This window comes from Spirillospora sp. NPDC046719, from assembly GCF_040645715.1.
Classification (GTDB): domain Bacteria; phylum Actinomycetota; class Actinomycetes; order Streptosporangiales; family Streptosporangiaceae; genus Spirillospora.
On the sequence record NZ_JBEYYT010000097.1, the window covers coordinates 1 to 26623 of the forward strand.

Sequence of the window (26623 nt, forward strand, 5' to 3'; positions counted from 1 at the left end):
CCGCCTCAACCACCCGTAGCGGGCGGGCGGCTCAGCAGCCGCACCGGACGGACGACGAGGAGACGAGCGTCGCGTCCGCCGCTTCGGAAGGCGGCGCGCCGGGCGCCGGCGCGTCCGCGTCCGCCGGGGCGGGGGGATGGGCGACGATGCCGCCGCGGTAGGGGTGGACGAAGCGGGGGGAGTGCCCGTTCAGCCCGTGGACGACGGCGTGGACGCTCAGGGCGGTGATGTCGCAGACCTCCCCGATGGAGAACAGCGACCTCGTCTCGCTGATCACGGCGCTGTCGCCCGCGCGCAGGACGACGTGCAGGCGCGGGGCGATGGCCAGGGCCGCGATGGCGACCTCGACGTTGTCGAGGTCGTCGGCGCCCATCGCGGCGAGCGCGCGGGCCCGTTCGAGGCCGAGCCCGGCGAGCACCTCGCGGTCCTGCGCGTGGGCGATCAGGACGGGGATGCCGGCGGACCTGGCGAGCCGGAGGTTGGCGGCCCGCGGGTCGCGCTCCACGGCGATCACCGGGATGCCCAGCTTCCTGAGCGCCATGCACAGGCGCAGGCTGACCTGCCCGAGTCCCACCACCACGACGTGGTCCCGGCTCGGGCGGATCCGCGGGCCGACGATGTCGATGCTCCGCGCCGACAGGAAGCGGTTGACGATCCCGGCGGTGAACAGCGCGGTGTAGACGACGCCGAGCAGCATGTTGACGCTGGCCGCGGCGAGGTACCAGCCGGGCGCGTGCCCGGTCTCGCCCGGCCCGACCGTGGCGACGATCCGGGTCGCCGTGTAGAAGGCGGTGAGCGGTTCGGCGTGCAGCGCGAGGGTCGCCAGCAGCCATTCCACCAGCAGGGTGAAGGCCAGCCCGCCGAGCCCGGTCAGCAGGAGGCGGCTCGTGCGGTCGTGCGGGCGGATCTGTCCCGCGAGCGTCCTGGCGAGGTTGCGGACGCGGTGCCGCGGGCGCCAGTCCCGGGTGGCGAGCCCGTCGGGCGTGCCGCTGATGACGCGGGGCGGGGAGGACGCGGTGTCGACGGCGAGGACGGGGTCGCCCATGCAGGCGCCGATGATGGCCGGCACCGCGATGTCGGCGGGGGAGGTGATCTGGCAGTTGGGCATGGTCGTCAGCAGCTGGTCGGCGATGGTGCGGTCGAACAGCAGGACCACCAGGCGGATCCCGGGCCGCAGGTACTCGGCCAGCAGCGCGTACCGCAGCGCGATCACGTCGCCGCGCACCAGCAGCGCCACCGCGTCCACGTCGTCGGTCAGCGCGCTCTGGAGCCGCTGGTCGTCGGGCTGGGGCAGGTGGAGGGCGCGCGTCCCCTGCCGTGTCAGTGCGCCGCAGGTGCGGCGGGCTATCTCGGTGTCCCCTACCACGAGCACGCGCTGTTGACGGCTCACGTTCCTCCGCTCACTCGAAGCCGATGTCCCGGCCGGGCATGCCGACGAGGGCGCCCGGGACGTCTCGTGATGACAGTCCCGGACACCCTCGCGATCGCACTGCGGTGAGGAACGACGGCTGGTCGGGGGCCGGTGGGCGCCGGCTCGGGCGCGGCGCCCCGGTTGGTTCACCGGTAGCGGGCGAACTCCCAGGGGTCGTGCGCCGAGAACACCTCGACGCCGCTGCCGGGGTCGAGGACCAGTTCGCGCAGCCGCGCCACACCGGCGAGCCGCTGCTCCCGGTCGACCTCTCCGCTCGCCTGGACGAGGTCCATCAGCGGATGCCCGACGGGGTCGGGCCGGTCGACCTCGCCGTGGTACATGTACGCGTCGCCCGCGTGCAGCAGCCAGCGGTCCCCGTCCCGCACCGCGACCCCGGCGTGGCCGGGCGTGTGCCCGTGCAACGGGATCAGCAGGACGTCCTCGGCGACGCCGTCGAGCGGCCGCACGCCGTCGAACCCGTTCCAGTGCTCGCCGGGCCCGCTGTCGTAGGTCACCCACTTCGGGCCGTGCGCGAGCTGCGCCGGGGTCTTGCCGCCGTCCGCCCGCTCCGCCTCGAACAGGTGCACCGCCGCGTCGGGGAAGTCGCTCAGCCCGCCCGCGTGGTCGCGGTGCAGGTGCGTCACCACGATGTGCCGGACGTCCGAGGGGGACAGGCCGAGCGCCTCGATCTGCGCCGCGGCCGTCGTCGCGGGGTCGAGCGCCGGCCGGGTCATCTCCACCCAGTCGTCCAGCAGCCGCCCGGACGGGTCCGCGATGTCGCCGGTGCCGATGCCCGCGTCGACCAGGACGAGCCCGGACGCGTCCGTCTCCACGACGAGGACGTGGCTGACGCCGTGGGCGGGTCTCAGCGGGCTGTCCGGCCCGTCGGCGGGCTCGATCTCCCGCATCCGGGCACAGTCAAGATGATGCACGCGCATGACGAAACGCCTCCCTGTATGCGCTGACCCGCGGCGGCTCGCCGCGGGTCAGCGAGTGGTGGTCTGCTCGACGAGGTCGGCGAGGTGGGCGGTGACCGTGTCGATGACGGTCGTGTCCTTCTGGACGCGGGCGAGCATGATGGCGCCCTGCAGCGAGGACAGGACCGTCGCGGCGAGCGGCTCGGCGCGGTCGTCGGGGACGCCCCAGCCGCGCAGCGCCAGCGCGATGCCCTGCCGCCACTCCCCGTAGACGGTGTCGCACGCCGCGCGGATCGGCTCGCTCTCCGCGGCGGAGTCCAGGGCCACGGTCGCGACCGGGCACCCCTTCGCGAAGTCCGAGTCGAGGAGGTTGCGGGCGAAGTACCCGCCCATCGCCGCCAGGCCGGACCGCGCGTCCCCGGCGGCGAGGACCGCCTCCGCGAGGGAGTCGCCGACCTCCCGGCCCGCCAGCGCCACCGACTCCGACGCCAGCTGCTCCTTGCCCTCCGGGAAGTGGAAGTACAGCGATCCCTTCGGCGCGCGGCTCTCGGCCAGCACCTGGTTCAGCCCGGTGCCGTGGTAGCCCTGCCGCTGGAACAGCTCCGCCGCCGTCCGCAGGACCCGTTCTCTCGTCTCGCCCCGTGGTGCCATGCCGCCACTCTAGACCGACCGGTCTAACGATTCAATAGACCGGTCGCCCTATTTTAGGAGCGCCCGAGAGTTCGGAGCGGTTTACGAGGCGTACCGCTCGATGGCGGCGATGAAGATCTCCTCCGCCAGGTCGTACACCTCTTCGACGCCCTCGGGGTCGCCGGTGAACCGGCCGTTCGCCTCCGAGGCGGCCAGTCCCATGCCGACCGTGTCGAGCAGCCGCTGCAGCGGGCGGACGACGTCCTCCGGCACCCCGGCGTCGCGCAGCATCGCCTGGATCGCGTTGCGCGGGCGGCGCGACTCCTCGGTGACGGTCGGGCGGGTGAGCAGCAGCATGAACAGGTCGGGGTGCCGGCGCGCGATCGCGCGGATGCCGGACCCGAACGCGCGCAGCCGGTCCCGCCAGGGGAGCGCCGGGTCGTCGTCCGGCATGTCGCGCAGCAGGCGCTCGACGAGCCCGTCCAGCAGCCCCTGCTTGTCGCCGACGTAGCGGTACAGGGCCATCGGGGTCACGCCGAGCCGGTCGGCGACGGCGCGCATGCTCACCGCGTCGAGGCCGCGCTCCTCGGCGAGGTCGACGGTCGCGTCGAGCACCTCGTCCCTGGTGAGGCCGCGGGTGCCGCGCCCGCGCTGGGCCGGGGTCTTCACGGATCGCAGTCTAGCCCTTAATATACGCCGTATATCTACGCTGTATATTAAGGAGGCGCCATGCGCGTCGCGCACCGTCCGGCGTGGACCACGGCCGTCGCCTCGGCGGCCGGCTACCTGCTCGTCCTCGACCTCGTCGGGGTCAACGTCGCGCTGCCCGACCTGCGGCGGCGCCTGGACGCGGGGCTCAGCGGGGTGCAGTGGGCCATCGACGCCTACGCCATCGCGCTCGCCGTCCTGCTGCTGCCCGCCGGGGCGCTGGCGGACCGGCTCGGGCGCCGCCGGACGTTCCTGGCCGGCCTCGCCGCGTTCACGGCCGCGTCCCTGGCCTGCGCGCTCGCGCCGACCGCGGGCGCGCTGGCCGCGCTGCGGGCCGTCCAGGGCTGCGGCGCGGCCGTGCTGTACGGGACGGCGACGCCGCTGCTGGCCGCCGCCTACCCGGCGGGCCGCGCCCGCAACCGGGCGCTCGGCGTGTTCGCCGCCGCGTCCGGCGCCGCGATCGCCACCGGCCCGCTCGCCGGCGGCGTCCTCACCGGGCTGTTCGGCTGGCGGGCGATCTTCCTGCTGAACGTGCCGGTCGGGCTGGCGGCGCTCGCCGTCGCCCTGCCGGCCGTCCGCGAGTCCCGCGACCCCCGGCCCCGCCCGTTCGACGCGGTGGCGGCGGCCTGCCTCACCATCGCGCTCGGCGGCCCGATGTGGGCGCTGATCGAGGCGCCCCGCCTCGGCTGGGCCGCCCCCGGCGTGCTGCTCCCGCTGGCGGCGGCCGCCGTGGGGGCCGCCGTGCTCGCGGTGCGCCGCGTCCCCGAGCCGATGATCGACCTGTCGCTGCTGCGCGACCGGCTCTACGCGGCCAACGCGGCGGCCGCGTTCGCCTACCACGCGGCCGGAGCCGCCGCCCTCGGCTACTTCTCGCTCTACGCGCAGGGCGAGATGAGCACCTCGCCGGCGCGGGCCGGGACGTGGTTCCTCACCTACAGCCTCCCCGCCCTCGCGACGCCGCTGCTGCTCGCCCGCGTCTCGCACCGGTTCCCGCCGGCCGTCCTCGTCGCGCTCGGCCCGCTGCTGATCGCGGTGTCCTCGCTGCTGCTCCTGGCCGCCTACCCGGCCCGCTCGTGGCCGGCGCTGGTGCCCGGGTTCGTCGTGGGCGGCCTCGGCGGGATCGGGAACCTGGTCTCCAGCCAGGTCGCGCTCGCGGCGGCGCCGCCCGGACGCGCGGGCGTCGCGGGCGGCATCACCAGCGCCGCCAAGCAGGCCGGGATCGCCGCGGGCGTCGCCGTGCTCGGCGTCCCGTACCGGCTGGGCGGGCTGGGCGCGATGCTCGTCACCGCGGCGTGCATCGCCGTCCTCGGCGCCCTGCCCGCGCTGCGGCTGGCGCTCCGCCTACGCGCGCGGGGCGGCGAGGTGGGCGGCGAGCGCGCCGAGCGCTCCGGCGATCTGGTCGCGTAGGGCGTCGGCGTGGACGAGGCCGTCCGCGCCCACGTCCGGGCGCGTGACCGGGACGCGGGCGCAGGCGGCCTCGACGATCTCGGCGCTCGCGTAGCCGAGCACCTTGCGCAGCGACGCGTGCGCGTCCTCGCCCCCGGCCGGGGCGGCGGGCGACGCGACGTTCATCCACGCGACCGGCCTGCCGTACATCTCGCCGCCGCCGATCGTCCAGTCCAGCAGGTTCTTGAACGAGCCGGGCAGCGCGCCCGCGTACTCGGGCGTGCACAGCAGCAGGGCGTCCGCCGCGCCGATCGCGGCGCGCAGGCCCGCCACGGCCGGGTGCAGCGGCTCCCGGTCGTCGTCGGGGTTGAAGTGCGGGAGATCGCCCATTCCGGTGTAGATCGTGCCGTCCAGCGCGGGCGGGGCCACGGCCAGGGCGGTGCGCAGCGCCGCCTCGTTCGTCGAGCCCTTGCGCAGGCTCCCGCAGATCATCAGCACCCGGAACGTCGCCATGATCCCAAACTAGCCGGACCCGCGCCCCGTCGCGTTCAGCGGTAGAAGTCGTCGGAGTCGCGGGCGGTCCGCTCGGCCGCGGCGGCGGCGGACGCGGCGGCGCGGCGCAGCTGGTGCCCCGCCTGCTGGACGACCCGGACCGGCCGCTCCGGCAGGTGCCGGGTCGCGCCCCGGTGCCGCCGCCAGTGCTCCCGGGCGCGGGCGCGGTGCTCGACGCGCAGGTTCTCGATCAGCCGGTCGATGTCCATGGACACCTCGCCGTACAGCGGCCACAGGTCGCCCGCCGCGGCCCGCTCGTGCAGGCTGCGGGTGAGCCGGGAGCGCCGCTCGCGGGCGATGTCCACCCGCACCTCCAGCTCGTTCTCCGCCAGGTACGGCCGGGCGTCGGTGGCCAGGTCCGAGCGGGCCAGCCGGCCGTAGGCGGCGACGCTCGCGGCGATCCCCGCCAGCGCGTCGCCGAGCTGGCGGCGCAGCGTCGGATCGGTGAGCAGCCGGCCGCGCGGGCCGAGCCGCTCGTCGTCGGCCAGCGACCGGGTCAGCCCGCGCAGCGACAGCGTGAAGTGCTCCATCGTCTCGACGGCGTTGCGCAGCGCGACGCCCGCGTCCACCAGCCGCCGCGCCTGGGTGCGGGGGTTGAGCCGGACGCTCTCCTCCGCGTCCCGCAGGTCCTGGTCGGTGCGGCCGATGTCGCGGGCGAACCGCTCCGCCTCCTCCTGCCACCGGGCCGCCTCGCCCTCGGTGCGGTCGCCCTGCAGCCCGTCGGCGATGTCCTGGATCAGCTCGCGGAGCTGCTCGGCGACGTCCTGGACGGCCTCCTCCGCGGGCCGCACCCGCACCGAGGGCACCAGGAACGTGGCGACCAGCCCGGTGGCGGCGCCGACCAGCGTCTCCAGGATCCGGTCGGTCGCGCCGGGCCAGTTGGACGCGCCCAGCGCGAAGATCAGCATCGCGCTGATCGGCACCTCGAGCAACTGGTCGCCGAGCCGCAGCACCTGCCCGATGACCAGCGCCGCGAGGATCGACAGGCCGAGGCTCCACCAGGAGAACCCCACCCCGTGGGCGAACAGGACGGCGATCATCACCCCGGAGGTGACCGCGCCCACCCGCAGCAGGCTGTGCTTGATCGTCTCGTAGACGGAGTGCTGGACGACCAGCAGCGCGGTCAGCGGCGCGAGCAGCGGCGGCTGGCCGGTGCTCGGCAGCACGAATTGGGCGATCAGGAACGCGGCGACGGCGGTGAGCGTCAACCGCGCGATCCGGTACACCGACGACGGGGCTTCGGTCGCCACCTGGATCGGCGAGCGGACGGCGCGGCCGGACCGGTCGCGGAGACCGGGGCGGTCGAGGAAGCCGGGACGGCGGAAAACGAAAGGCATCTGTGCACACGTGGGTAGGGATCAGCGGTACGTGGGTCGGCATGCCCTTTCGGGCACTCGATACTCAAGAGGACGCCGATCCGCTTCCTTCCCGGTGCAGGGCAAAGTCCCGGCAAACCCGCGATCGGGCGTGACGAAGCGCTCCGGCGCCGGCCGCCTCGACCGCCGGCGCCGCGCCGCGATCAGCCTCGGCGGCGGGCGCGGAACGCCGCGACGTTCGTCCGGTTCGCGCACGACTCCGAGCAGAACCGGCGCCGCCCCGCCCGCGACGTGTCGGCGTACACGCGGTCGCAGCCCTCGGCGTCGCAGACGCCCGTCCGGTCGATGCCGTGCTCGACGACCAGCTCCGCGAGGTGCATCAGCGTCGTCGCGCGGAACCGGTCCGGCAGCCGGGACGAGGGCGGCGCGTAGTGCATGTGCACGCCGTGCGGGTCGTGCTCGGCGAGGTGCGGGTGCAGCGGCAGCTCCAGCATCAGCCCGTTCAGCAGCCGCATCGCCTCGTCGAGGTCGGCGGCGTCGAAGAACCGGCGCAGCGTCCGCCCCCACCGGCGGAACTCCCCGGCGTCGGCCGGGTCGAACTCGTGCCAGAAGAACCCGTTCACGCGCAGCACCTCGCGCAGCGCGTCCACGGAGTCGTCGCCGTCGGCGCTGGTCACGGCGTTGACCAGGGCGACGGCCGCCGCCACCCCGTGGCTCTTGTACCCGGTTATCCGCATTGCCCCGGCTCCCGCTCCCATGCCATCCTGTAAATGGCATCCTGATTTTAACCCTTACAAGCTTCCCTGAGGACGCGCCGTGGAGGACTGTCCGCGCTGTGGCTGGCCCCGCTCCGAGGTCTACGAGGTGCTGTCCCGGCACCTCACCTCCGAGGGGGTGGTGAGCTACACCCGCTGCGCCTGCGGCGAGCTGGAGGTGCGCGTCCAGCCGTTCGCGCCCGGCGCCGTCGCCGGCACCGCCGACCCGCCCGAGCCCGGCCGCTAGTGCCGCCAGCGGGTCGCGGCCGCGATCTCCTCCGGCGCCGCGCCGTCGAACAGCGCGACCTCGCCCCGCCGGACGGCCGCGACCGTGTCGGTCACCGCCTCGCCCAGCGCGTCCCGCAGGATCGCGTCCTGCTCGAACACCGCCACCGCCTCCGCCAGCGAGACCGGCAGCGGCCGGACCCCGCGCGCGGCGCGCTCCTCGTCGGAGAGCCCGGCCGGGTCGACCTCGACCGGGTCCGGCAGCGTCAGCCCCGCGTCCAGCCCGGCCCGCCCGGCCGCCAGCAGCGCCGCGAGCGCGAGATAGGGGTTCGCGGCCCCGTCGAAGCACTTGATCTCCAGGTTCGCCGCATGGTCGCGCTCGCCCTCCGCGCCGGTGACGAACCGGAGCGCCGCCTCCCGGTTCTCCAGCCCCCAGCACGCGAACGCCCCCGCCCAGTGCGACGGGACGAGCCGCAGGTAGCTCGCCGCCGCCGGCGCCCCGATCGCCAGCAGCGCGGGCAGCCGGTCCAGGATCCCCGCCGCGAACGCCTGGCCCGCGTCCGTCATCCCGCAAGGGCCCGCACCGCCCGCCATCGCGTTCGCCGGGCCGTCCCCGGTGTCCTCCCGCCAGAGGCTCAGGTGGACGTGCGCGCCGTTGCCGACGGAGCCCGCCACGACCTTCGGGGAGAACGAGGCGTGCATGCCGTGCTCCAGCGTCACCGCCCGGATCGTCTCCCGGACCAGGACGGCGGTGTCGGCGGCGCCGACCGGGTCCTCGGCCGCCACCGACACCTCGTACTGCCCGGCGGCGTACTCGGGGTGCAGCTGCTCGACCGAGACGCCCGTCCGGTCCAGCGCGATGAGCAGCGCCCGCAGGTAGCCGGCCAGCTCGCTGACGCGGGTCATCCCGTACGCGGGGCCGTGGCAGGCGGGCGTGAACTCGTCCGGGGTGGCCGACACCGCCCATTCGATCTCGAACGCCGCCCGGGCCGCCCAGCCGCCGGCGGCGAGCCGGTCGGTCTCGCGGCGCAGCAGCGCCCGCGCGTCGAGCGGGTGGGCGGCGCCGTCCTGCGCGTACCGGTCGGCGGGGGCGTGCGCCCAGCCCGGCAACGCCGCCAGCGGGACGAGCCGGTCCAGGTCGGGGTGCAGCCGCAGGTCGCCGACCGGGCCGCCGGCGTACCGGCCGGACACGATCGAGTCGTCCAGCAGGAACACGTCGAACACCGGCGACATCCCGACGCCCCAGGTCGCCGCGTGCTCCAGCCGCCCGACCGGGACGGTCTTGGTGCGCGTGATCCCGCTGACGTCCACCCAGGTCAGCGCGACGGCGGCGATGTCCTCCCCGGCCAGCCGCCGGGCGGCCTCGGCCGCCCGCGCGCCCCGCCGGGCGCGCTCGTGCCCGTCGAGGACGGTGTCGAAGGTCTGTTCCACGGTGCGGCTCCCGGTCATGGCGGCGGACGCGGGCCTTCCCGCAGGGCGGGTGCCCGCAGAGGCATCGTAGGAAGAACGCCCCGCGATTTCAGGGACGCCGCCGCGTTTCCGGGGACGTAGGGAGGGTGCTCGAATACCTGGAGTCGCTGCCGCTGATCGACCACCACTGCCACGGCGTGTACGAGGACGACCTCGACCGCCCGGCGTTCGAGGCGCTGCTCACCGAGGCCGGGTCGGGCGGGCCGCCCGGGACGAGCATGTTCGACACGCAGGTCGGGTTCGCGCTGCGGCGCTGGTGCGCGCCCGTCCTGGACCTGGACGCGCACGCGGAGCCGGACGCCTACCTCGCCCGCCGCGCCGAGCTGGGCGCGGCCGAGGTGAACCGCCGGTTCCTCGCCGCCGCCGGGCTGGAGGCCCTGTGCGTGGACACCGGCTACACGCCGCGCGCCCTGCTGGACCCGCCCGCCCTCGGGCGCCTGGCCGGGGCGCGGGCGCACGAGATCGTCCGGCTGGAGACGGTCGCCGAGCAGGTCCTGTCGGACGGCGTGGACCCCCACCGGTTCGCCGACGAGGTCCGCGCCCGGCTCGCCGCCCGCGCGCCGGACGCGGCGGGCGCCAAGTCGATCGCCGCGTACCGCGCCGGGCTGGAGCTGTCGGGGGTGCGGCCGTCGGACGCGGAGGTCACCGGCGCGGCCGGGATCCTGCTGCGCCAGGAGGAGATGCGGGTCTGCGACGAGATCCTGCACCGCTTCCTCATCTGGTGCGCGGTCGACCTCGGGCTGCCCGTGCAGTTCCACGTCGGGTACGGGGACGTCGACACTGACCTGCGCCGCGGCGACCCGCTGCTGCTCATCTCGCTGCTGCGGGCCATGGACGCGGCGGGCGCCCCCGCGCTGCTGCTGCACAACTACCCGTTCCACCGGCAGGCCGGGTACCTCGCGCAGGTGCTCCCGAACGTGTACGTGGACGCGGGGCTCGCCACGCACAACCTCGGGCACCGGGCGCCCGCGCTGATCGCTGAGCTGCTGGAGCTCGCCCCGTTCGGGAAGGTGCTGTACTCCTCCGACGCGTTCGGCCTGGCCGAGCTGTACCACCTGGGCGCGCTGCTGTTCCGGCGCGGCCTCGCGGGGCTCCTCGCGGGCGGCGTCGAGGACGGCGCCTGGACGTCCGCCGACGCCGAGCGGGTCGCGGGGCTCGTCGCCTCCGGCAACGCCCGCCGCGTCTACCGCCTCTGACCGGCGCCGTGTCGCACCGGTGCCGTGTTTGATCAGCGCCGTGTCCGATCAGCGCCGTGTCCGATCAGCGCCGTGTCCGATCGGTGCCGCGTCCGGCCGGCGGGGCGCCGCGGATACGCTCGGGGAGCGATCTTCGGGAGGTGCCCATGGCAGGACGCGAGCGGCTGCTCGTCATCGGGGGCGACGCGGCCGGGATGAGCGCCGCGTCGCAGGCGCGCAGGCGGCGCGGGCCCGGCGAGCTGGACATCACGGTCGTCGAGCGCGGGCATTTCGCGTCGTACTCGGCGTGCGGCATCCCGTACTACGTCGGCGGCGTGGTCGACGACGCGGACGCGCTGATCGCCCGGACGCCCGCCGAGTTCCGCGACCGGGGCATCGACCTGCGCCTGTGCACGGAGGCGACGGAGATCGACCCGGAGCGCGGGCGGGTGCGCGTCCGCGACGTGGACGGCGGCGGCGAGACCTGGGAGCCCTACGACCAGCTCATGATCGCGACGGGCGCGGTGCCGACCCGCCCGAGGCTGCCCGGCGCCGACGCCGAGGGCGTGCACGGCGTCCAGGTCCTCGACGACGGGATCGGCATCCGCCGCGTGCTGGAGCGCGAGAAGCCGCGCCGCGCCGTCGTCGTGGGCGGCGGCTACATCGGCCTGGAGATGGCCGAGGCGATGGTGACGCGCGGCCTCGACGTGGCGATCGTGGACGGCGCCGAGCAGCCCATGAGCACGCTCGACCCCGACATGGGCGCGCTCGTCGCGGACGCGATCCGCGGCATCGGCGTCGACCTGCACCTCGGCGACCGGGTCGAGGGCTTCGACACCGGCCCGGACGGGCGGGTGTCGGCGGTCCGCGCCGGGGGCCGCACGCTCCCCGCCGACCTGGTGATCCTCGGGCTCGGCGTCCGGCCCGGCAGCGACCTCGCCCGCGCCGCCGGGATCGAGACGGGCCCGACCGGCGGGATCGTCACCGACCGGCGGATGCGGACCCGGACCGAGCGGGTGTGGGCGGCGGGCGACTGCGTCGAGACCCGCCACCTCGTCTCCGGCCTGCCGGTCGCGATCGCGCTCGGCACGCACGCCAACAAGCAGGGCCGCGTCGCGGGGATCAACCTCGGCGGCGGCTACGCCACGTTCCCCGGCGTGGTCGGCACCGCCGTCTCCAAGATCTGCCACGTCGAGGTCGCGCGGACCGGCCTGAACGAGCGCGAGGCGGCCGCCGCCGGGTTCGACGCGCTGAGCGTCGTGGTCGAGTCCACGACGCGCGCCGGCTACCACCCGGGCGCCACCTCCATGAAGACCAAGCTGATCGCCGAGCGCCGGTCCGGGCGGCTGCTCGGCGGGCAGATCGTCGGCGAGGAGAACGCCGCCAAGCGGGTCGACGGCCTGGCCATCGCGCTGTGGCACGGGATGACCGTCGAGGAGATGACCGGTCTGGACCTCGGCTACGCGCCGCCGTTCTCGCCCGTCTGGGATCCCGTCCTCATCGCCGCCCGCAAGGCCGCCGAGCGCGTCGAGGAGGACATGCGCCGCTTCCCGTGACGCCGGCTTGATCGTTCCGGTGCCGGTTTGTCGGTGATCTCCCCTACGGTGCCGTCATGAGCACGACGGACGCCGCGGCCGAGGCCCGCCCCGACGAGAACACCCTGGTGATGCCCGACGCGTGGCTGCGCAGGCTGCACCCCCGCCGCGACCGGCCGCACGCCTGGCCGGCGGTGCCCGCCGACCGGAAGGGCGCCGAGACGGCCAGGGCGATGCTGAAGGAGTTCCGGCCGGACGTGGAGGCGGTGCTCGCGCTGCCGGGCACGCCGCCCGCGGTGGCCGAGGCCGGGCGCGCGTACCTGCGCGGCGGGCCCGACCCGCTCGGCGCCGCGGCCGTGGCCCTCGTCGCCGCGCCGCTCGGGCAGGTCATGTACACGCGGCGGGACCCGTTCATCGACGCGTGGGCCGAGGAGCACGGCGTGGTCTTCGCCGCGTGCGCCTACGTCGCCCGCGCCGGACTCTGGGCGCCCTTCGACGTCGTCCGCGGGGAGCGGCGGTGGGAAGGGGTGCGCGAGCGCCGCCCCGAGGAGAACTGGTCCGGAGGGTGGGCGCAGGAGGACGGCGCCCGGCGGCTGCGCGGCCTGCTCGCCGCCGCGGACGACGAGGTGTACGGCGAGGCCGCGGAGGGCATGGCGCGCCATCGCGGCACCCTCGTGCAGAAGGCCGTCGCCTCCTACCTGATGCCCGACCGGCGGGCCTGGTTCGCCGACCTGCTCGCCGACCCGCAGGCGACGGCGGCCGCGGTCCACCCGGCCGAGCGGTGGCTGCTCCAGTGCGCGGTGGCGGACCGCGCGGAGTTCGACGCGCTCGGGCTGGGCCTCGACTTCCAGAGCCGGAGCGCCGCCGTCATCACCAGCCTCGTGGACGGGATCGGCCCGGACGGGGTCGTGGACCTGCTGGCCGGCGCGCTCGACGACCCCTACCTCGACGGCGACACGTCGCGGACCCTGCTCGACGCGCTCGCCGTGCTGCCGGTGGACGCCGCGTTCCAGGCGCTGCTGGACCGGCTCGACCGCAAGTACGCCGAGGCCGCGGTCCTGGCGGCGGCGCGGCGGTTCCCGGCGCGGGCGCTGCGGCTCCTCGCCGCCGCGTCCGACCGCCCGGCGGCGTCCGACCTGCTGACGGTGCACGTGCGCGCCGAGGCGGCGCTCGCGAGCGAGCTGCTCCCCGCCCTCCCCGAGGCGTCCCGGGCGGCGGTCCGGGCGGCGTTGGACGCGGGAGCGCGCGTCCCGGAGGCCGATCCCGCGTCGCTGCCGCCGCTGCTCGTGGACCCGCCGTGGAACCGCCCGCGCGCGAAGTCCAAGCCGGTCGTCCTCAAGGACCTGCCCGCGCCGGGCATCCGCGCGATCGCGTGGCAGCCGGGGGAGCGGGAGGAGTGGAAGGTCGACCTGCACCACTACTGGCGGTGGGTGGAGCGGCTGGACTGGTCGACGCAGGTCGCGAAGTTCCGGAGGGGCGAGCTGCTCGACCACATGCAGCCGATGCTGTTCGTCGAGGGGCCCGAGGAACTGGTCCGGCCGCTGCTGGCCGACTGGGACCCGCCCGAGCCCTGGTACGTGGACGAGTGGATGCGCGTCGTCGTCGCCCGGTTCGAACTGGACGCGCTCGACGCCGCCGTGGCCGCGGCGCGGCGCGATCCCGCGGGCGTCGGCGTGATCCTGATGCCGTACGTGAGCGACGAGACGGCCCGGCTGATGGCGGACTGGCTCGTCCGGCTCAAGCAGGCGGGCCGCACGGCGCGCGCCTGGTTCGTCCGGCACGGCCTCGCGGCCGTCCCGGCGCTGGTGCCGCCCGCGCTCGGCAAGGCGGGCGCGGAGCGGCGGGCGGCCGAGGCCGCGCTGCGGTTCGTCGCGTCCCACCACGGCGCCGGCGGCGTCGTGGACGCGGCGCGCGCGCACGGCGACGAGGCCGCCGACGCGATCGAGGCGCTGCTCGCCGTCGATCCGCTGGAGATCCTGCCCGCGAAGATCCCCGCGGTGGGCGACTGGGCTGACGTCCGGATGCTGCCGCAGATCCTCCTCCGCGACCGCGAGCGCGCGCTTCCGGAGACGGCGGTCCCGCACGTGCTGACGATGCTGGCGATGTCGAAGCCCGGCGAGGTCTACGCCGGGGTCGGCGCCGTCCGCGAGCTGTGCGACCCGGCGTCGCTGGCCGAGTTCGGATGGGCGCTGTTCCGGCGCTGGGAGGCCAACGGCGCCCCGTCCAAGGACGGCTGGGCGCTGGCGCAGCTCGGCCTGCTCGGCGACGACGGCACCGTCCGCCGCCTCACCCCCGTGATCCGGGCCTGGCCCGGCGAGGGCGGCCACACCAAGGCGGTGACCGGCCTGGACGTCCTCGCCGAGATCGGCACCGACGTCGCGCTGATGCACCTGCACTCGATCGCGCAGAAGGTGAGGTTCAAGGGGCTCCGGACGCGCGCCCAGGACAAGATCGCGGAGGTGGCGGCCGGGCTGGAGCTGACCGCCGAGCAGCTCGCCGACCGGCTCGTCCCCGACTTCGGCCTCGACGACGCAGGGACGATGACGCTCGACTACGGTCCGCGCCGGTTCGTCGTCGGGTTCGACGAGCAGCTCAGGCCCTCCGTCGCCGACGAGGACGGCAAGCGCCGCAAGGCCCTGCCCAAGCCCGGCGCCAAGGACGACCCCGAGCTCGCGCCCGCCGCGTACAAGACGTTCTCCACGCTGAAGAAGGACGTCCGGACCGTCGCCGCCGACCTGATCGCCCGCCTGGAGACGGCGATGGTGCGGAACCGCCGGTGGTCCCTCACCGAGTTCCGGGACCTGCTCGCCGGGCATCCGCTGTTCCGGCACCTCGTCCGGCGGCTGGTGTGGATCGCCGTCGAGATGGACCAGTACAAGAGCATCACGTTCCGGGTCGCCGAGGACGGCACGTTCGCGGGCGTGCACGACACCGCCCTGAACCTCCCGGAGACGGTCGTGGTCGGCGTCGCGCACCCGGTCCACATGCAGGCCGGCGACCTGGTGGCCGCCTGGGCGGAGGTGTTCGCCGACTACGAGATCCTGCAGCCGTTCCCGCAGCTCGGACGCCCCGTGCACGAGCTGACCGACGAGGAGCGCAAGAGCGGCCACCTCGCCCGGTTCGAGGGCGCCACCGTCCCGGCCGGCCGGTTGCTCGGGCTCGTCAAGCGCGGATGGGAGCGCGGCGCGCCGCAGGACGCGGGCGTCGAGTGCTGGATCTCGCGTCCCGCCGGGACGGGCCGGCACGTCGTCATCGACCTCGACCCGGGCATCCCCGTCGGCGAACCGGACGCGCTGGGCGACCAGACGCTGCGGCAGGTGTGCCTGTGCCGCCGCCAGGACGACCTGTGGATGCACCACGGGAACCCGCTGCCGTTCGGCGAACTCGACCCGGTCACCGCGTCCGAGGTCATCGCCGATCTGACCGCGCTCACCGCCGACGCCCGCTGAGAGGGACCGCCGTGAACGACGCCGCATTGAACGCCGTGCCGGACGCGCCGCTCGACGCGCTGCCCGCCGACCTCGTCGACCCGCCGTGGCTGCGCAAGCCCGCCGCGCCGAAGGCCGCGGCGGGCGGCGCGGCGGGGGACACGGTCGTGCCCGGCCTCGAACCGCCGGGCGACCGGCGCATCGTCTGGGAGCCGGACGAGCGCGAGCGGTGGGCGGCGATGCGGCCCTACGGCGGGCCGTGGGCGGACGGCGACTGGGAGCGGGAGGCCGAGAAGGTCCGCGACGGGTCGATGTACCTGCCGAGCCAGGCCGGGTTCCTGGCGAGCGCGCCCGAGCACCTCGCCCGCCCGCTGCTGGCCGCCTGGGAGCCGCCCCCGGTGACCTGGGACTTCGACCATTCGCTGAAGCCGATCGTCGCGCGCTTCGAGGAGGCGGCGTGGGACGTGTCGGTCCGGATGGCGCGGGCCAACCCGTTCGGGACCGGGCCCGTCCTCCTGCCGTTCCTGGGCGCGGACGTCGCCCGGCTGATGGCCGACTGGCTCTACCGGCTCAAGTCGGCGCAGAAGGTGTCCCGGACGTGGTTCGCCCGGCACGGGCTCGGCGCCGTCCCGTACCTGGTGCCGGACGCGCTGGGCAAGCGCGTCGGCCCGCGCCGCAACGCCGTCCACGCCCTGCGCCTCATCGAGGGTGACGTCGTCGGCGCGGCCGGAGCGCACGGCGAGGAGGCCGCGGAGGCCGTCGCCGCGCTGCTCGCGGACGCGCCGGCGCAGGCCGAACCCGCCCACAAGCGGCCGAAGCCGCCGGACCTGCCCCGCTGGCTGGACACCGAGGCGCTGCCCCGGCCCGTCCTGCGGGACGGGCGCCGCCTGCCGCCCGGCGCCGCCCGCAACCTCGTCCACCTCTGGGCGATGGCGCTGCGCCCGGACGCGTTCCCCGGCGCGCACGAGGCCGCCGAGGAGACCGCCGCGCTGTGCGATCCGGCGTCCCTCACCGCCTTCGCCTGGGCGCTCTTCGAGGCGTGGCGGGACGCCGGGACGCTGGGCCGGTCCGCGTTCGTCCTGCCCGCGCTCGGCCGGTTCGGCGACGACGAGACCGTCCGCCGCCTCACCCCGCTGATCAAGGAGTGGCCCGGCCAGTCCGGGCACGACCGCGCCGCCGCGGGCCTCGACGTGCTCGCCGCGATCGGCACCGACCTCGCCCTGCTGCACCTCGACGGCATCGCGCGGAGCGGCCGCTACAAGGGGTTGCAGCGGCAGGCGCAGGCCAGGCTGCGCCAGGTCGCCGCGCGCAAGGGGCTCAGCGACGGGCAGCTCGCCGACCGGCTGGTCCCCGACCTCGGCCTCGACGACGCCGGGACGATGACGCTCGACCACGGCCCGCGCCGCTTCACCGTCGGCTTCGACGAGCTGCTCCGGCCCTACGTCACCGGCGAGGACGGCAAGCGCCGCAAGACCCTCCCCAAGCCCGGCCCCGGCGACGACCCGTCCGCCCACCAGCGGTTCACGGCCCTGAAGAAGGACGTCCGCACCGTCGCGTCCGTCCAGATCGCCCGGCTGGAGACCGCGATGGTCGAGGGCCGCACCTGGACGCCCGCCGAGTTCGCGGCGTTCCTCGTCCGGCACCCGCTGATGTGGCACATCGCGCGCCGCCTGGTCTGGACGTCCGGCGGCACCGCGTTCCGGCTCGCCGAGGACCGCACGCCCGCCGACGTCCGCGACGACGCCTTCGAGGTCTCCGCGGACGTGCGGATCGCCCACCCGCTGCTGCTCGGCGACGCCCTGGCGGCCTGGGCGGAGGTGTTCGCCGACTACGAGATCGTCCAGCCGTTCCCGCAGCTCGCCCGGCCCGTGCACACCCTCGCGGAGGGCGCGGGCCGCGACGGCCGCCTCGCCCGCTTCGAGGGGCTGCGCGTGCCCTACGGGAAGATCCTCGGCCTGACCCGGACGGGCTGGGAGCGCGGCGCCGCCCTCGACGGCGGCGTCCAGCGCTGGATCTCCCGCCGCGCCGGCGCCCACCACGTAGTCGTCCAGCTCGATCCCGGCATCGTGGCCGGCTACGTCGACCTGCACCCCGAGCAGAGGCTGGAGCACGTCTGGATCGCACCCGCGCCCGGCGAGTACGACCCGGCGCTCCCCGCCGAGAACGGCTTCGCCGCCGCCGACCCGGTCCTGCTGTCAGAGATCCTCGCCGACCTCGCGGGCCTCGGCTGACGGGGCCTTCCCGGCCTCGTCGAGGGCGGCGAGGACGTCGGCGACGAGGTCGCCGGTGTTCTCCACGCCGACAGAGAACCGGACGAACCCCGGATCCACGGCGTCGCCGCCCCAGCGCCCCCTGCGCTCGGCGGAACTGTGCACCGACCCGAAACTCGTCGCCTGGTTGACGAGCCGCATCGCGCCGAGGAAACGCTCCGCGAACGCCTCGTCCGGAAGCACGAACGAGACGACGCAGCCGAACCGCCGCATCTGCCTCGCCGCGATCTCGTGGGACGGGTCGTCCGCCAATCCCGGATACCGCAGCCCGGCGACCTCCGGCCGTTCCCGCAGCGCCTCCGCCAATGCCATCGCATTGACGGCCTGGCGGTCCAGGCGCAATTCCAGCGTGGCCAGGGAACGGTGCGCTAGCCACGCCTCCATCGGCCCCGGAACGGCGCCGACCGTCTTGCGCCACAGCCGCACGCTCTCCGCCAGCGCCGCGTCCCGCGTCGCGACGTGCCCGAGCAGCAGGTCCCCGTGCCCGGTCAGCGCCTTGGTGTCGCTGGCCACCGAGAAGTCCGCGCCGAGGTCCAGCGGGCGCTGCCCGAGCGGCGTCGCCAGGGTGTTGTCGACCGCGACCAGCGCGCCCGCCTCGTGCGCCGCCTCGACCAGACGCGCGATATCGCACACGTCCAGATTCGGATTGGACGGCGTCTCCAGCCACACCAGCCGGGCGCCGTCGAGCAGTTCGATCTGCGCGTCCCCCGCCGTCGGCGCCATCCGCACGACCGCCCCGTACGATTCGAGCCGCTCCTTCAGCGCCCGCGTCGTCTGGTAGCAGTCGTCCGGCAATACGACCACGTCACCGGACCGCACCTGCGACAGCAGCACCGCCGCGATCGCCGCCATTCCCGACGAGAAGGAAACGACGTCGGCGCCGCCCTCCAGTTCCCCGATCGCCGCTTCCAACAGCGTCCATGTCGGATTGGTGTCGCGCCCGTACGTGTAAGGCCCGACCGGCTCGCCCGGCAGATGGAAATGCGCCGCGAAGACCGGCCCCGGCAACGGCGGCGCGTACTTCTTCGCGGGCGGCCTCCCGGCACCCACCGCCAGCGTCCCGTCCCCAAGCTCACGCGTCACACGTCCTCCTCTTCGTCGCCACCATCGTCCCGCACGCCTCCCACCAGCACGAAAACGCCCCGGGCCGACCGCCCGCGCCACCACGACGCCGGCCGCCCGCACGTCCGAGCACGGCCCCGCGAGCCGTCCCACCGAATCACGGAACCACGGCGTCCCGTCCACGACCACCACCATGACGCTCTCCCCGACGTGCGGCGCCGACCGGTGGGACAACCGCAGCAGCGGTGGATCCCCGAGCCGCAGCGCGACCGTCCACCCCTTCCCGGCCAGCTCGCCCGCCAGCGCGTCGAGGTACCGCAGCGCGTTCACCGGGCCGTCCACACGACGCCGCCGTTCAACCGCGCCGCCTCCGCGACCTCACCGAGGTCGATGTACGCGCCGCGCCCGATGAGGCTGACCCGCACCCGCCGGACGACGCCGCGCGCCCCGCCCGGCGCCCCGCGCAGCGCCGCGTCCACATGCCGCGCCACGGTCGCCCAGTCGTCCGACACCCCGCCCGCCGACGCCTCCGGCACGTCCCACGAGTAGAGCACCGGCGGCTCGCAACACCCCCGCCTCATGCACCCTCCGCATCCGTCTCGCATTCCGTAACGAGACGAACACGTTAAGTACGGTTCCGCGCCCTCGGTTTCGCCCCCGAAACCCGCCGCGACTCAACGCTCAGGCGAGGTTCATACGCCAGGCCAAACCGCGCAGGTCGCGGTTGACGGCGCGGTCGTGGAGGTCGGCGACGAGGTCGCGCACCAGCGGGTTCTTGTACACCTTCACCGGCGCGTGCTTCTCGGCCTGGCGCAGCTCGCGGACGGCCTCCCTCGGCTTGCCGAGCATCGCGAAGGCACGCGCCTTCTCGATGAAGAGCGCGGCCCTGCGGGTCCTGGAGGGGAGCGCCTCGACGTCGACGCGGGACGCGGCGTCCACCGCCGTCTCCGGGTCGGCGGCCTCCACGGCGAGCATCGCGCGCCAGACGCCGACGTTCGCCGCGCCGAAGCTCTGCCAGCCGTCGCCGGGGGACGACTCGGGCTGCTCGCCGATCCGCGCGGCGGTCCGCTCCGCCTCCTCGACGTGCCGCGCCGCGGCGGCGTGGTCGGCCTGCACCTGGCATGCGAGGGCGGCCGAGAGCTGCAGCATGCCGTACACCTCGTGCGCGGTGCGGTCGTCACCGAGATGCGGCTCCAGCCGTCCGGCGGTCCGCGCCGCGTCCCGCATCGGCCGCGACAGCGCGGCGGCCGGACGGGAGTGCGCGCGGGCGAAGGCGGCCGCCGCGGTCATGACGGGATCGTCGAGCAGGCGGGCGGCGTGCCCGGCGCGGTCCGCCGCGATCCAGGCCAGGTCGACCTGCCCGAGGTTGCGCAGCATGAACGTCGCCGCGGTGCACGTCTCCACCAGCAGCCGCAGTGCCGCCGCCCGCTCCGCCTCGTCGCCCGCCGCCGCGTGGACGTGCAGCTCCGCCACCACCGGCGGCAGCGTCACCCCGAGCCCGGGGTAGTCCGACGTGCGGCGCTGCCGCCGGATCCGCCCCTCGATCAGGTCGGTCAGCGCGCCGAGAGGCCGGGCGGGGACGTCCGGCGGATCGTCCAGCGCCGTGTCGAGGAGGACCTCCCGCAGCCGCACCGCGTCACCGTACGCGCGCTCCTTCGGGCGGATGATCGGAGCCGGCTCGCCCATGAGGTCGGAGGGGGAGACCTGGAGGGCTTCGGCGAGGGCGCGGATGTCGCTGCGCCGTTCGAGCCGCAGGTGCCCGTTCTCCACGCGGGACAGCCATCCCTTGGTGCGTCCCACGAGCCCGGCGAGCACTTCGAGCGACATGCCCCGGTACAGCCGGGCGGCGCGGATGTTGTCGCCGATGCGCCGCACGTCGTCCGTCATGGTCGACCACCCCGATCATCCAACGTACGCCGGACCGCGCAGGATAGGGGGTGGCGGCGGGGCGGGGTTTCCGTGCGGAAACGGGGACGGCGCGAATCCTTTCGGGGGGTCGGGGCCTCCTATGGGCGTGCCGGTGGACCGGCCGGCACGGAACGGAGGTCATCATGATCGTCGCAGTGGCCGTCGCGGGTGCGGCGGTGCTGGTGTGCGTGTGCACCGCCACCGTCGTGCGGCGCAGGAGGAGGGCGCGTGGCTGAGCGGGCCTGGCCGGGGGAGCGGCTGGTCGCCGCGGCGCAGCGGGGCGACGCCGAGTCGATCGCGGCGCTGGTGTCGGGGTCGCACCCGCACGTCCGGCGGTTCGCGCACGCGTTGTGCGCGTCGCCGCAGGACGCCGAGGACGCCGCGCAGGAGGCGCTGATCATCCTGTACCGGAAGATCGGGACGCTGCGGGCGTCGGGCGCGCTGGCGTCGTGGATGTTCCGGATCGTCCGCAACGAGTGCCTGCGCCGGGCGCGGCCCGTGCTCGGGGTACGGGACGTCCCGGACGGCGTGGTGCCGTCGGCGGAGGACGACGTGCTGCGGCGGCTGGAGGCCGAGCGGGTCGCGGCGGCGATCGCCGCGCTGCCCGCGGACCAGCGGCGCGTCCTGATCATGCGGGACGTGCAGGGGATCCCGGGAAGGATGACCGCCGGCGCGCTCGGGCTGAGCGTGCCCGCGATGAAGTCGCGGCTGCACCGGGCGCGGGCGGCGGTCCACGAGGCGCTGGAGGGCGGCCATGTCGGGTGAACCGCTGGGACGGCATCTGGTGCGGGGCGCGGTGGGGTTCGGTGCGCTCGCGGGCGCGGTCGCGCTCGTCCCCTTGATCGGGATCGCCGGGCTGGTCCTGGCGCCGGTCGGCCTGGTGGCGCTGCGGGGCTGCCCGGCCTGCTGGTTCATGGGGCTCGCCGAGGCCCTGTCCAGGGGCCGCCTTGAGCGGACGTGCGAGGACGGCGTGTGCGAGCTGACGGAGGTTTCGGGGCGTTCCCGGGCACGTCACTAAACGTCGGTGGATTGTCGGCGCGCTCCTCTACCGTTGGGCGGCATGGAAGATCACCTCCCGGCGGGAGCGCGCCGGCGGTCCCGCAGGCGCGGAGCCGCGGCGGCCGGGCGATGAGCGGCGGCGCGGGCGCGGCGGGGGCGCGCGTTCCGGAGGCGTCCGCCGCGGAGCTGCCGCGGATCCTCGCGGTGCCGCCCTGGGAGGGGTTCGAGCAGCCGGTGCTCGCCGGCCTCGCGGCGCCGGACCCGCGGACCGCCTGGCGGGACGGTGAGCGGGACGAGTGGCGGGACGGCGATCCGGGCGCGGTCGCCGCACCTCCGGAGGCCGGCGCGGAAACGCTCGCCCGCATGGTCCGGGACGGCGGTGACGGCGCCGTCGGCGCCATGCTGCACGGTCCCGAGGACGTCGTGCGTCCCCTCCTCGCCGGCTGGAAGCCGCCGGAACGGCACGACGCCTTCCGCTGGATGCGGGTGCTGCTCGCCCGCTACGAGATGGACGCGGTCCCGCCGGCGGCGCACCTCGTGAAGAAGTCGCCGAGGTCGGGCGGGCTGCTGGCGCCGTTCCTGGACGCCAGGGTGGCGGTGCTGATGGGCGGGCTCCTCGGCCGCGGCGACGACTCCGAGGCCCGCTGGTGGTTCCGCCGGCACGGGACCGCCGCCGTCGCCCACCTCGTCCCCGCCGCACTCGGCACCGCGAAGACGGCGCGGCGGTCCGCCGAGCGGGCGCTGCGGCATCTGGCGGAGTGCGGCGAGCCGTCCGGTGGCGAGGCCGTCGTGGCCGCGGCACGCGCCGCGCACGGCGACGCGGCCGCCGAGGCGGTCGCCCGCCTGCTCGCCGCCGACCCGCTGGAGACGGGCCTCGCCCGGCCGCCGAAGCCGCGCGGCTGGGCGGACCCCGAGGGGCTGCCGCGGGTCCTGCTCGCCGGCGGCCGGAGCGCGCTCACCGCCGACGCGACGCGCCACCTCCTGGCGCTGCTCGCGCTGCCGCCCGCCTCCGGGCTGGCGAGGGTGAAGGAGGCGTGCGACCCGGCGTCGCTCGCGGAGTTCGGCTGGGCGCTGTTCCGCCGATGGCAGGACGCCGGCGGGCCGTCCCAGGACGGCTGGGCGCTCGCCCGCCTCGGCTGGAGCGGCGACGACGGGACCGCCCGGCGCCTGGCGCCCGTCATCCGGGCCTGGCCGGGCGAGGGACGGCACGCCCACGCGCTGACCGGCCTCGACGTGCTCGCCGAGATCGGGACCGGCGCCGCGCTGGCGCAGCTGGACGGCATCGCGCGGAAGTCGAGGTTCGCGGGCGTCCAGGACGCCGCGAGCCGCAAGGTCCGGGAGGTCGCCCGCGGCCTCGGCCTCACCCCCGACCAGCTCGCCGACCGGCTCGTCCCCGGCTTCGGCCTGGACGCAGCCGGCACCCTGACGCTCGACTACGGCCCGCGCCGCTTCACCGTCGGGTTCGACGAGGCGCTCAGGCCGGTCGTCACCGACCAGGACGGCGCGCCCCGCAAGGCGCTGCCGAAGCCCGGCGCGAAGGACGACCCCGCCCTCGCGCCCGCCGCGTACGAGGCGTTCGCGGAGCTGAAGAAGGACGTCCGCGACGCGGCCGCCGGCCTCCTGCTCCGCTTCGAGAAGGCGATGGTGGAGCGGCGCCGGTGGACGTCCGCCGAGTTCCGCGCGTTCGTGACCGGCCATCCGCTCGTCCGGCGGTTCGCGAGCGGCCTGGTCTGGATCGCCGCGATCGGGGACGCCGCGACCGGGGACGGTGCGGCGGCCTTCAGGATCGCCGAGGACGGCACGCTCGCCGATTCCGGTGACGACGCCTTCGACCTCCCCGAGGGCGCGGCCGTCGAGATTGCGCACCCGGTGCGGCTCGGCGGCGCGGGCGTCGCGGCCTGGGCCGAGGTGTTCGCCGACTACGCGATCCTGCAGCCGTTCCCGCAGCTCGGACGGCCCGTCCACGCGCTCACCGCCGAGGAGCGCGAGAGCGGGCGGCTGCGGCGCTTCGAGAACCTGAAGGTGCCGTACGAGGCGGTCCTCGCGCTCGCGCGCCGCGGCTGGGACCGTGGCCGCCCCCAGGACGGCGGCGTCGAGCGGTGGATCACCCGGTTCGCGGCCCACAGGCGATGCGTCGTCGTCGAGCTGGACCCCGGCATCTACACCGGGGACGTCACCGCGTCCGCCGACCACCAGACCCTGAGACACGTGTGGCTCGGCGAGAAGCCGGCCCTGTACCGCACACGCGCCTCGAACGACGCCCCGCCGAGCTTCGGGGAGCTCGACCCGGTCACCGCGTCCGAGATCCTCGCCGACCTGACCGCCCTCACCGAATCCGCCGCCTGACCCGGAACGGACACCATGCCTGAAGAGACCGCCGACCACCAGAGACCGCCCGCGGAGGTGCGGTTCGCCGACGAGCTGGAACGGCTCCGCGAGCACGACGACGGGCCGCGCCCGCCCGGCTGGGCGCTGAGCCTGACCGGGGCCCGCCGGTTCATCGTCGGCGACGACGCGCTCGGCGTGACCCGCAAGTTCGTCGGGGACACCGCGCTGATCGACCGCGCGCTGGTCACCCTCGCCACGAGCCGCGGGCTGATGCTGGTCGGGGAGCCCGGCACCGCGAAGTCGCTGCTGTCGGAGCTGATCGCGGCGGCGGTGTCCGGGACGTCCACGCTGACGATCCAGGGCGGCGCGGCGACCACCGAGGACCAGATCAGGTACTCGTGGAACTACGCGCTGCTGGTGTCGGAGGGGCCGTCGACGCGGTCGCTGGTGCCGGCGCCGCTGCTGACCGGGATGGCCGAGGGGAGGGTCGTCCGGTTCGAGGAGATCACCCGCTGCCCGCTGGAGGTGCAGGACTCGCTGCTGTCGCCGCTGTCCGACCGCGTCCTCGCCATCCCGGAGCTGTCCGGGCCGGAGTCGATGGTGTTCGCGCGGGAGGGGTTCAACGTCATCGCGACCGCGAACACCCGCGACCGCGGCGTCAACGAGATGAGCGCCGCGCTGAAGCGGCGGTTCAACTTCGAGACGGTGTTCCCGATCGCCGACTTCGCGACCGAGCTGGACCTGGTCGAGCGGGAGGCGGCGCGGCTGCTGGAGCGCAGCGGCGTCGGCGTCGCGCCGCGCCGCGACGTCCTGGAGGTGCTGGTCACCACGTTCCGGGAGCTGCGGAACGCCACCACCGAGGAGGGCCGGCCGATGGACCGGCTGTCGGCCGTGATGAGCACGGCGGAGGCGGTGTCGGTCGCGCACGCGGTCGGCGTGCGGGGCTGGTTCCTGCGCGGCGAGCCCGGCGGCGCCGCCGACATCGTCGAGTGCCTCGCCGGGACGGCCGCCAAGGACAGCGCGGACGACCTGACCCGGCTGCGCCGCTACCTGGAGCAGGCCGCCGGCCGGCGCGACGGGGAGCAGTGGAAGGCGCTGCACGCGGCCCGGCACCGGCTGCCCGGCTGATGGCCGTCACGTTCATCGGCGTCCGGCACCACAGCCCGGCGTGCGCGCGGCTCGTCCGCGACACCATCGCGCGGCTGCGCCCCGCGTACGTGCTCGTCGAGGGCCCCGCCGACTTCAACGGGCGGCTGGACGAGCTGCTCCTCGGCCACGCGCCGCCGATCGCGATCTACAGCTTCCACCGGGACGCCGAGCGGGTGCACGCGTCGTGGTCGCCGTTCTGCGACTACTCGCCGGAATGGGCGGCGCTCAACGCGGGCCGGGCCGCCGGTGCGGAGCTGCGGTTCATCGACCTGCCCGCGTGGCATCCCGCGTTCGCCGAGCGCGGCAACCGGTACGCCGACGCCGAGCGCCGCTACGCCGACGCCACCGAGCGGCTGTGCCGCGAGTTCGCCGTCGACAACACCGACGTGCTGTGGGACCACCTGTTCGAGATCGACGCCGACGACCTGCCCGCGCGCCTCGACGCGTACTTCGACCTGGTGCGCGGCGAAGCGGAGCCGGGGCCCGACGACTCCGCGCGCGAGTCGTACATGGCCGCGTGGGTCCGCGCGGCGCGGGCCGACGCGGGGGACCGGCCGGTCGTCGTGGTGACCGGCGGGTTCCACAAGCCCGCGCTGGAAGCCCTCACCCGCAGCGGCGGCACCGGATGGCCGGAGGTCCCCGCGCCGGAGGAGAGCGCGACGGGCGGTAGCTTCCTCGTCCCGTACTCGTTCCGGCGGCTCGACGCGTTCACCGGCTACCAGTCCGGCATGCCGTCGCCGGAGTACTACCAGCGGCTCTGGGAGGACGGCCCGGACGGCGCCGCCGCCGCGCTGACCGAGACCGTCGTGACGCGGCTGCGCGAGCGCAGGCAGGTGGTGTCGACCGCCGACCTGATCGCCGCGCGGACCCTCACCGAGGGCCTCACCCGGCTGCGCGGCCACCGCTCGCCCGCCCGCACCGACCTGCTCGACGGGCTGGTGTCCGCGCTGGTCGGCGAGGACCTCGACCAGCGGCTGCCGTGGACGGCGCGCGGCCCCCTCGCGCCGGGCGCGCACCCCGCCGTCGCCGAGATGGTGGCCGCGCTGAGCGGGAACCGCGTCGGCCGCCTGCACCGCGACACGCCCGCGCCGCCGCTCGTCCACGACGCCGCCGCCGAGCTGGAACGGCTCGGCCTCGCCGCCGGCGGCCGGATCACGCTGAAGCTGACCACCGCGCGGGGCCTGGAGCGCAGCCGCGCGCTGCACCGGCTGCGCGTCCTCGGCGTCCCCGGCGCCCGCCGCGAATCGGGCCCGGCGACCGGCGCCGACCCGGAGCTGGAGGAGGTCTGGCAACTCGACCCGTCCGACCCCGACGGCGCCCGGCTCGCCGCGCTGATCGAGGCGGGCGCCTACGGCCCGACCCTCGGCGACGCCGCGGCGGCCGCCCTGGACGAGCGGAC

General features: G+C 75.6%; 22 protein-coding genes. 11 read left to right on the plus strand and 11 right to left on the minus strand.

What is annotated here, in order from left to right; all coding sequences use genetic code 11:
* Window positions 1–31: 31 nt before the first annotated feature.
* From ABZ914_RS18590 to ABZ914_RS18605, 4 genes are all read right to left on the minus strand, one after another.
* On the minus strand, window positions 32–1390 hold the full coding sequence (locus ABZ914_RS18590; protein ID WP_500194279.1) for a potassium channel family protein: 1359 nt from the start codon (window positions 1388–1390) through the stop codon (window positions 32–34).
* Between the two features lie 167 nt (window positions 1391–1557).
* Window positions 1558–2319, minus strand: coding sequence for an MBL fold metallo-hydrolase (locus ABZ914_RS18595; RefSeq protein WP_500194280.1), 762 nt, complete (start codon window positions 2317–2319; stop codon window positions 1558–1560).
* A gap of 78 nt (window positions 2320–2397) precedes the next feature.
* Complete coding sequence (locus ABZ914_RS18600; RefSeq protein WP_500194282.1) at window positions 2398–2979, minus strand: TetR/AcrR family transcriptional regulator; 582 nt, start codon at window positions 2977–2979, stop codon at window positions 2398–2400.
* A gap of 81 nt (window positions 2980–3060) precedes the next feature.
* Window positions 3061–3627, minus strand: coding sequence for a TetR family transcriptional regulator (locus ABZ914_RS18605; RefSeq protein WP_206700055.1), 567 nt, complete (start codon window positions 3625–3627; stop codon window positions 3061–3063).
* Between the two features lie 60 nt (window positions 3628–3687).
* Between ABZ914_RS18605 and ABZ914_RS18610 the strand changes: the two genes are divergently transcribed.
* On the plus strand, window positions 3688–5073 hold the full coding sequence (locus ABZ914_RS18610; protein ID WP_500194284.1) for an MFS transporter: 1386 nt from the start codon (window positions 3688–3690) through the stop codon (window positions 5071–5073).
* Here the strand turns inward: ABZ914_RS18610 and ABZ914_RS18615 are convergent.
* The 3 genes from ABZ914_RS18615 to ABZ914_RS18625 form a co-directional block, all read right to left on the minus strand.
* Entirely contained in the window at window positions 5008–5565 is a 558-nt protein-coding gene (locus ABZ914_RS18615; protein WP_500194286.1) for an NADPH-dependent FMN reductase, read from the minus strand. The genes ABZ914_RS18610 and ABZ914_RS18615 overlap by 66 nt on opposite strands.
* A gap of 35 nt (window positions 5566–5600) precedes the next feature.
* The gene (locus ABZ914_RS18620; RefSeq protein ID WP_500194288.1) at window positions 5601–6941 is read right to left on the minus strand and encodes an FUSC family protein; all 1341 of its coding nucleotides are present in this window, start codon (window positions 6939–6941) and stop codon (window positions 5601–5603) included.
* A 182-nt stretch (window positions 6942–7123) separates the two neighbouring features.
* Entirely contained in the window at window positions 7124–7657 is a 534-nt protein-coding gene (locus ABZ914_RS18625) for a CGNR zinc finger domain-containing protein (protein WP_500194289.1), read from the minus strand.
* Between the two features lie 79 nt (window positions 7658–7736).
* Between ABZ914_RS18625 and ABZ914_RS18630 the strand changes: the two genes are divergently transcribed.
* The gene (locus tag ABZ914_RS18630) at window positions 7737–7922 is read left to right on the plus strand and encodes a hypothetical protein (RefSeq protein WP_500194291.1); all 186 of its coding nucleotides are present in this window, start codon (window positions 7737–7739) and stop codon (window positions 7920–7922) included.
* Here the strand turns inward: ABZ914_RS18630 and ABZ914_RS18635 are convergent.
* Complete coding sequence (locus ABZ914_RS18635) at window positions 7919–9331, minus strand: type I glutamate--ammonia ligase (protein WP_500194292.1); 1413 nt, start codon at window positions 9329–9331, stop codon at window positions 7919–7921. The two genes, ABZ914_RS18630 and ABZ914_RS18635, sit on opposite strands and share 4 nt — an antisense overlap.
* Before the next feature lie 125 nt (window positions 9332–9456).
* On the opposite strand from ABZ914_RS18635, the gene ABZ914_RS18640 reads away from it, so the two are divergent.
* From ABZ914_RS18640 to ABZ914_RS18655, 4 genes are all read left to right on the plus strand, one after another.
* Window positions 9457–10566, plus strand: a complete 1110-nt coding sequence (locus ABZ914_RS18640) for an amidohydrolase family protein (RefSeq protein ID WP_500194294.1) — start codon at window positions 9457–9459, stop codon at window positions 10564–10566.
* A gap of 146 nt (window positions 10567–10712) precedes the next feature.
* Window positions 10713–12101: an FAD-dependent oxidoreductase gene (locus ABZ914_RS18645; protein ID WP_500194295.1), complete on the plus strand. Its 1389-nt coding sequence runs from the start codon at window positions 10713–10715 to the stop codon at window positions 12099–12101.
* Window positions 12102–12157: 56 nt separating this feature from the next.
* A complete protein-coding gene (locus ABZ914_RS18650) occupies window positions 12158–15529 on the plus strand; it encodes a DUF4132 domain-containing protein (protein WP_500194297.1) in 3372 nt (1123 codons plus the stop codon).
* A gap of 11 nt (window positions 15530–15540) precedes the next feature.
* Window positions 15541–17739, plus strand: a complete 2199-nt coding sequence (locus tag ABZ914_RS18655; protein WP_500194298.1) for a DUF4132 domain-containing protein — start codon at window positions 15541–15543, stop codon at window positions 17737–17739.
* Here the strand turns inward: ABZ914_RS18655 and ABZ914_RS18660 are convergent.
* The 3 genes from ABZ914_RS18660 to ABZ914_RS18670 all read right to left on the minus strand — a co-directional run bounded on the left by ABZ914_RS18660 (window position 17704) and on the right by ABZ914_RS18670 (window position 20727).
* Window positions 17704–19170: a cystathionine gamma-lyase gene (locus ABZ914_RS18660; protein ID WP_500194300.1), complete on the minus strand. Its 1467-nt coding sequence runs from the start codon at window positions 19168–19170 to the stop codon at window positions 17704–17706. The genes ABZ914_RS18655 and ABZ914_RS18660 overlap by 36 nt on opposite strands.
* The gene (locus tag ABZ914_RS18665) at window positions 19167–19421 is read right to left on the minus strand and encodes a hypothetical protein (protein ID WP_500194302.1); all 255 of its coding nucleotides are present in this window, start codon (window positions 19419–19421) and stop codon (window positions 19167–19169) included. Before ABZ914_RS18665 ends, ABZ914_RS18660 begins: the two co-directional genes overlap by 4 nt.
* 100 nt (window positions 19422–19521) lie before the next feature.
* Entirely contained in the window at window positions 19522–20727 is a 1206-nt protein-coding gene (locus tag ABZ914_RS18670; protein WP_500194303.1) for a helix-turn-helix domain-containing protein, read from the minus strand.
* A gap of 249 nt (window positions 20728–20976) precedes the next feature.
* On the opposite strand from ABZ914_RS18670, the gene ABZ914_RS18675 reads away from it, so the two are divergent.
* From ABZ914_RS18675 to ABZ914_RS18695, 5 genes are all read left to right on the plus strand, one after another.
* A complete protein-coding gene (locus tag ABZ914_RS18675; RefSeq protein WP_500194305.1) occupies window positions 20977–21513 on the plus strand; it encodes an RNA polymerase sigma factor in 537 nt (178 codons plus the stop codon).
* The gene (locus ABZ914_RS18680) at window positions 21503–21766 is read left to right on the plus strand and encodes a hypothetical protein (protein WP_500194307.1); all 264 of its coding nucleotides are present in this window, start codon (window positions 21503–21505) and stop codon (window positions 21764–21766) included. Before ABZ914_RS18675 ends, ABZ914_RS18680 begins: the two co-directional genes overlap by 11 nt.
* A gap of 110 nt (window positions 21767–21876) precedes the next feature.
* A complete protein-coding gene (locus ABZ914_RS18685; RefSeq protein WP_500194309.1) occupies window positions 21877–24093 on the plus strand; it encodes a DUF4132 domain-containing protein in 2217 nt (738 codons plus the stop codon).
* Window positions 24094–24108: 15 nt separating this feature from the next.
* Entirely contained in the window at window positions 24109–25203 is a 1095-nt protein-coding gene (locus ABZ914_RS18690) for an AAA family ATPase (protein WP_190858912.1), read from the plus strand.
* A partial coding sequence (locus ABZ914_RS18695) for a DUF5682 family protein (RefSeq protein WP_500194310.1) occupies window positions 25203–26623 on the plus strand: 1421 nt, incomplete at its 3' end. The genes ABZ914_RS18690 and ABZ914_RS18695, both read left to right, overlap by 1 nt.